The 6257-nt window shown below is 53.5% G+C and carries 4 protein-coding genes, 5 pseudogenes and 1 other annotated feature; of the genes and pseudogenes, 6 read left to right on the top strand and 3 right to left on the bottom strand.

Annotated features, from left to right (window positions below; genetic code table 11):
• Positions 1-510: 510 nt before the first annotated feature.
• From AA0535_RS10915 to AA0535_RS10900, 4 genes and pseudogenes are all read left to right on the top strand, one after another.
• Positions 511-753: a type II toxin-antitoxin system RelB/DinJ family antitoxin gene (locus tag AA0535_RS10915; protein ID WP_264816175.1), complete on the top strand. Its 243-nt coding sequence runs from the start codon at positions 511-513 to the stop codon at positions 751-753.
• Complete coding sequence (locus AA0535_RS10910) at positions 750-1040, top strand: type II toxin-antitoxin system RelE family toxin (protein ID WP_264816173.1); 291 nt, start codon at positions 750-752, stop codon at positions 1038-1040. The genes AA0535_RS10915 and AA0535_RS10910 overlap by 4 nt, the downstream gene beginning before the upstream one ends.
• The gene (locus AA0535_RS10905) at positions 1037-2143 is read left to right on the top strand and encodes a hypothetical protein (protein WP_264816171.1); all 1107 of its coding nucleotides are present in this window, start codon (positions 1037-1039) and stop codon (positions 2141-2143) included. Before AA0535_RS10910 ends, AA0535_RS10905 begins: the two co-directional genes overlap by 4 nt.
• Positions 2144-2205: 62 nt before the next feature.
• A pseudogene (locus AA0535_RS10900) lies at positions 2206-2406 on the top strand (transposase); the annotation flags it as partial.
• 59 nt (positions 2407-2465) lie between these two features.
• Here the strand turns inward: AA0535_RS10900 and AA0535_RS10895 are convergent.
• Positions 2466-2938, bottom strand: a pseudogene (locus tag AA0535_RS10895) (transposase); the annotation flags it as partial.
• Positions 2541-2657 (bottom strand) — a sequence feature (AL1L pseudoknot). Its footprint overlaps the pseudogene before it by 117 nt.
• 51 nt (positions 2939-2989) lie before the next feature.
• Here AA0535_RS10895 and AA0535_RS10890 point away from each other — a divergent pair.
• Positions 2990-3395, top strand: a pseudogene (locus tag AA0535_RS10890) (transposase); the annotation flags it as partial.
• Between the two features lie 232 nt (positions 3396-3627).
• On the opposite strand, the gene AA0535_RS15800 reads toward AA0535_RS10890, so the two are convergent.
• Positions 3628-3972, bottom strand: a complete 345-nt coding sequence (locus tag AA0535_RS15800) for a winged helix-turn-helix domain-containing protein (RefSeq protein WP_373319323.1) — start codon at positions 3970-3972, stop codon at positions 3628-3630.
• 870 nt (positions 3973-4842) lie between these two features.
• Positions 4843-5922: pseudogene (locus tag AA0535_RS10885) on the bottom strand (IS5 family transposase).
• Between the two features lie 85 nt (positions 5923-6007).
• On the opposite strand from AA0535_RS10885, the pseudogene AA0535_RS10880 reads away from it, so the two are divergent.
• Positions 6008-6257 (top strand): annotated as a pseudogene (locus tag AA0535_RS10880) (transposase); the annotation flags it as partial.

Genomic DNA, 6257 nt, shown 5'->3' with positions numbered 1-6257 from the left:
GCACCCGAACCGGCGTCCCGCGCACATCGACAACGGCAGTCTCGTCCTCGAGCACGGTGACGGGGCGGCCCGTGCGCCTGGACTGGCGGCCAAGGTTAGGATGGATATCGCGTAACGTTCACCGTTTGAAGTTTTCCAGTTCGCGTAGAAGAAATGCAAGGCGAGCTGTGGACACGTCCGCTTTGCGAAACGGAAAATGATATGCCTCACGTCCGATATTGAGGCGAAAGCTGACATCCGAGATTGAAGGTGGCCGTACCGGCAGACAGACGGTCTGCGCCGCATCGAAACCGTGCCTCAGAAACAGGCTTTGTGGCTAATCTACTGCCGTTTCGCTTCCACTGGACCTACTTCCGATAATAAGAATTATCGGAAGTAGGGTAGGGGTAGGGGGTAAAATTCAGGAAAAGGCGTTGTTTGAACCTAATACCATATAAGAGTAAGATATATTCCTTGCCTTTACGAAGGTGAAGACGTATTATGCACTTCATTCTCAGAGGATAAGAGGCCATGGCGTCCATCAATCTGCGCATCGACGACACCCTGAAGAACGCTGCTTATCAGCGCCTCTCAGAGCTGGGGATCACGCCCTCGGATCTGATCCGCCAGACCTTCGAATACGTCGTCGAAACCGGAAAACTCCCGGTCCAGCGCGTCATCCTGTCGAATGACGATCGCGATCTCCTCGCTCTCGTACGTGCGCGCCTTGCCTCGCCCCAGGGTTCGATTGCAGTCAGTCTGGATGACCTGTGACACGCTACGCGCTCCATTTCGATCCACGCGCCAAACGCGAGTGGGACGCTCTGGATGGCAGTATCAAGGCCCAGTTCAAGAAGGTTCTGGCGCGACGTCTTGAAGAGCCGCATGTCCTCTCAGCCCGTCTCACAGCGGACCTTCGAGACTGCTACAAGATCAAGCTACGCGATGCCGGATATCGGCTCGTCTACAGGGTCGATGACGGCAAAATTCTGATCCTGGTCATCGCTATAGGTCGACGCGACGGAGAGGCGATCTATCGGGACGCTGCGAGGCGCTCTTGAGCGATCGGCAGAGCCCGTCCCTCTCTCCCAACGACAGGCTTTACGCCGCACTCACCCGGGTCGCTGTCTCCATGGGGCGACTGGACCAGCGTCTCCATAATCATCCTTTGCTCCCAGCCATCCTGTTCCGTGAGCGGCTTGAGGCGGCGCGTATCTGCGCTGGTGTGGATGGTTATGTCATAGATCCGTGGCATCTCGCCGCCGAACTAGAAGGCTTGCGCCCAAAGCTACAGGGCGAAGGCGCTGCTGATCGCGGGACAAACGTTGACAATGCGAAAGTCGCATTCGAGCAGTATCAATGGCTTGCACGGCCGACGTCAACTCAGACAGAGTGTATCCAGCAGGCCATTGAGCTTCTGCGCTTCGAGGCAGCAACCGTGGGACCGATTCTCGGGGCTACTCGGGCTTTTCGACGCTGGATCGATAACGGAAACAGCCGCTCGCCCATGCGCGGCGCTCTTGTCTTTTTCTGGCAGGAAACACTGCTCTTGCGCGTTAGGCTCCCCCTTACAGGGGCCCGAGCCTTCGCATCCGGTACATCCTGGGAGCGCCCGCTATGGATCCCCTGTTTTCTAAATGCACTGGCCGATGAGGCGGAAGGCATTCATGCTCGTGTCATCGGGCTCGAGTGTCAGTGGCATCATGCGAGAGCTCATAGCGGAGCCCGCCGTAGCAATTCGCGGGCAGACACAGCGATCGATCTGATTGCAGCCTTTCCCCTGCTGTCTGCGACACGGCTCGCTGGCCTACTCGGTGTTTCCGTCAAATCCGCTTATCTCCTGCTTGAACGTTTCCTTGCAGAAGGTCTCATTACCGAAGTCACTCACCGCATGGCGCGAAGACTTTTCGCCCTCAAGGGGTTTGAACCCTTGCGTGTAGCGGTTCGTCCGCCCAAACGTCCAGTAGCTGGCCGGAAACAAGGACGGCCGCGGCGTGATGACAGGTGTTTCCCTGAGGATTTCACGGAGGGAGAAGATAAGGCTGAGTATGCTCAGCAGACAGCCAAACTAATCGGCCCCCTTCCGATCGATTATGGCCCCCTCGAAGAGGCTCTAGCTCTGGCGGATGCCGCAATTGGGCGCATGCAGGCCTTCTCGCGGTGATGTCAGGTTGAATGGGTAAGAGCCTGTTTGGAAAGTTGGAGCAGATGTGATTCAAGCTCTGGATGTGGACACCAGAGGAGAGGGGCAGAATGGCCGGGATTGCATGCAAGACAAAGCGCTATCCGTTGGACATGACGGACGAGGAATGGGAGCGGATCGCGCCGCTGATGCCCGAACCGGGGCGCATGGGCCGTCCGTGCGAGATCGAATTTCGCGAGGTGATCAACGCGGTGCGCTACTTGGTCAGCTCGGGCTCCGCCTACCTCACGTCAGTTAACATGACATCACCGCTTCATCACCATTAAAGGTTCTTCGAACCCTCCACCTCATCGCGCTTGCTTTGAGCGGATCGCCGATCGGGCTCGCGCTGTTTGCGTATCCGTTCATAATAGGCTGACGGGGCAATCTGCAGCATTCTGCAGATCGGCTCGACCCCGTATGCCGCGCGGTGCTCGTGGACGAACGCGGTCATTTCCGAAAGGGGCGGTCGAGCTGCGCCTGGGCGAAATAGGCGGACGCTTTCCGCAGGATCTCATTCGCCTGGCGCAACTCGCGCACTTCACGCTCCAGCGCCTTGAGCCGACCGGCAGTCTCGGCCGGAACCCCAGCCCGCTTGCCGGTTTCGACTTCGGCCTTCTTGACCTACTCGTTCAGCGTATGCGCCGAGCAGCCGATCTTGCCGGCAATCGACACCATCGCCGTCCAGCGCGACGGGTGCTCGCCCTCATGCTCCAGAACCAGCCGTACCGCGCGGGCACGAACCTCAGGCGAAAACTTCTTCACAGGATTGCTCATCAGACCTTCTTCTCATGAGAAAAGGTCTCCGCCAATCCCGGAGCGGTTCATTCCCAGATTGTAGATTTCGAGGCGTTCAGTCCTGACCTGGAGAAGGCTCTGGCCTATCCAGACAGATGCAAAGGCGGACGTCCGCCGTTCGATCCGGTACTAATGTTCAAGATCCTGGTTATCAAGACATTGAACAATCATCTCCGATGAACGGACGGAGTATTTGATCAATGAGCGTCTCTCCTTCATGAGTTTCCTTGGTTTGGGACTATTGGACCGGGTGCCTGATGCTAAAACGGTCTGGCTGTTTCGTGAACGCCTGATCCAAGCGGAGGCTATTGAAAGACTGTTTGAGCGCTTTGACGCAATCCTGCGCAACGTCGGGTATTTGGCAATGTCCGGCCAGATCCTGGATGCAACGCCGGGGGCTGCTCCCAAGCAGCGCAATACGAACGCTGAGAAAGCCCTCTTTGGGAAGGATAGATCCTCCACCGCTGTTGGCAACAAAAACTGACGGGCTGATGCCGAGTGGTTATCCCGTGATGCTACCGATGCCGTCATCCTCGATCCTCCTATAAAAGAGCGAGTATGAAACGGCGCGCGGCGGCTCATCAATAAAAACCCACAAGAAATACATTTTAATAGAATATTATTTTACTCTTAATAGAGAATTCTATGTATACTCGCTATTTTTAGGCCTATAGACCGATTAGTTTTACACCATCTCCCAGAGAGTAACCATACCCGCGCACCGAATCGATGACTGTTCTTTTCGTGACACTCTCTAGCTTTATGCGTAGCCTACTTATCAGAACATTTAATGCGCGATAAGTCGCATCATTTCCCGTGATGTTCTGGGACAACAACTCGTCTCGACTTAAGCATTCGCTGCTGCGTTCGGCTAGTAGACCTAGTAAAGTGGTCTCGGAAGCTGTTAATCTAACATGAGACCCGTCATCCGTGCGGATGATTCTTTTTTTATAATCGATAGACAAAACCGCTCTCGTATCATTAGCAAGATCGTAGACGCGTGACTTATCCATAATGCTGAATATGTTCATACACTTAGCTAGTAAGAGGTCTGAACGAATGCTACTGCTCACGCAATCCAGGGCTCCTGCAAGAATATACTTTAAAGATATACTCATTGAAGTGTGACGAGAGATCACTATTTTTGGCCATTTGTCCCTACTTAGAAAATCTAGTATCATATCATTATTTTTGCAGGTGTCGACATTTATTATTGATATAAATTTCGTTTCATTAGAATAATACTCTCCGAAAATCGGCATAAAGCTATTTTGTATGATGGATATTGGTGTCCCATTTGCCTCCATACACAATGAATTAACAAGACGCCGGCTTACTTCATAGGTATTTATAATTTTTGCCATTATTTCTCTCGTTTGAGTGGAAAGTATCTTTCTATTTTAAAGACCGCGTCCAGGAACGTTAGAAGATTCAGTTTTTACCGACGCTCATCGTACAAACAACAGCTGCATATCAGAAAACGTCTCTCATGCCTCTTTGTCAAAGGGATATCAAGTGTGCGATTATATCAGTAATATCAGAGATCCCTTTAATCAAGGCAGCTAAATGGCCCCAATTTTGGACGGGGACTCAAGCTATAGACCGGCCCGAGGAAGAATGGATTTATTGGCGAGGTTGCGCGCAAGAGATATTTGGTGACGTGCTCCCGGGGAATGTGACCATTTTGAAGTAGTGTCTGATCAAGAAAGATACGGACGAATGAAGCGTAGTCGATTTTCGGAAGAGCAGATGGAGGGTTCGAAGAACCGTGACTTGAAGACCTTTCCTCCTGATTTTGGGGGCGCCAGGCTGGTATTGAAGGTTCTGGATGATGATTTTCGCTCTACGTTTTGAGCAGAGAGAGGATTTCATGCTCTGGATTGCTACGCCGCGGCGTTAATCCGCTGCAGGAGGAGAAAGCGACGCATATTGTAGACGATATTTGCCAGTCCGATCCTCATGGTGGCTCGCGTTATGCCTACGGTTCGGACGAACAGTCCTGTCTGCGATTTCTGATCAGCAAAAACATGTTCAACGCGCGATCAGATGACTGACTTTCCAGCATTCGACTTCTGAATATGTCGTGGCATGGGCTTGAGATGAGGCTTTTTCCTGTGGACCTTCGAGACAAAGCCATGCTTTTCCATAAAGTCCTCATTGGCTTTGGAGCGATACGCCGTGTCTGCCCAGACGCTTGAGGCTGTATTGGTTTCATCCAGCAGCCCATCCCGCAATCGGGCGCCATCACTGGGGGCGGCATCTGTCGCTTTCCATTTCCGGATGAACCGGAACTTCCGGTCGATGGAAATGTGGGATTTATAGCCGAAGAACGGGATGGCCAGATCTGTTGATGGGATCGTCCCGTCGTCCTGCCGCTTCGCCTTGGTAAACTTCAACGTCTAGCGCGCATGACGGTCCTTGTGCGACAGCTTTGAGGGCTTGTCCTGCCAGTCCTGTGGGATATGTCCTGCCCGAAGATCCGCTTTCTCAGCATTGCTATTGAGCTGTTTTGGAGCCGCCACCAGCGTTGCGTCCAGAATCTGACCTGACATCGGCAGATAACCCGCATTTCGCAGAGTAGCATCAAAGCGATCAAATAGCCTTTCAATCGCACCCGCCTGCGTCAGACGCTCCCGGAACAGCCAGACCGTTTTGGCATCCGGCACGCGGTCCGACAGTCCCAGACCAAGGAAACGCATGAACGACAGGCGGTCGTTGATCAGATATTCTGTCCGCTCATCAGACAAATTGTTGAGCGTCTGGATCACCAGGATCTTGAACATCAAGACCGGATCAAATGGCGGTCGTCCGCCTTTGCTTCCGTCGGAATACGCCAGAGCCTGCCCCAGTTCCGGGCGGAACACTACAAAATCCACAGTCCGGGAAAACGCTTCGAGCTGATCACCAAGCCCACTCAACCGGGCAAGCCGCTCTTCAATATCAAAGAAACCAGGCGGCTTCATCCCATCCTCCCATCATCACACCAAGGATAGAATCACAGCCAACTGTTCAGAGACAGGGGGTTCTTCGAACCCTCCAGCTGCAGATAAAAATGGGGGCCCAAGCCGCCTGATCGGGTGGACCAAAGGCGGCATGAACACGAAGCTGCACGCGGTGACAGACAGGAATGGCCGCCCGATCAGGTTCTTCATGACGGTAGGCCAGATCAGCGATTACACCGGGGCGGCTGCCCTGCTGGATGATCTGCCCGCTGCAGAGTGGCTCCTAGCTGATCGCGGTTATGATGCCGACTGGTTCAGGAACGGGTTGGAGGAAAAAGGGATCAGACCCTGCATTT

Origin of the sequence: Asaia krungthepensis NRIC 0535, from assembly GCF_025995175.1 — a bacterium.
Classification (GTDB): Bacteria; Pseudomonadota; Alphaproteobacteria; order Acetobacterales; family Acetobacteraceae; genus Asaia; species Asaia krungthepensis.
The sequence above is the reverse complement of the archived record's forward strand: the minus strand, read 5'-3'. Positions and strand labels throughout refer to the sequence as shown.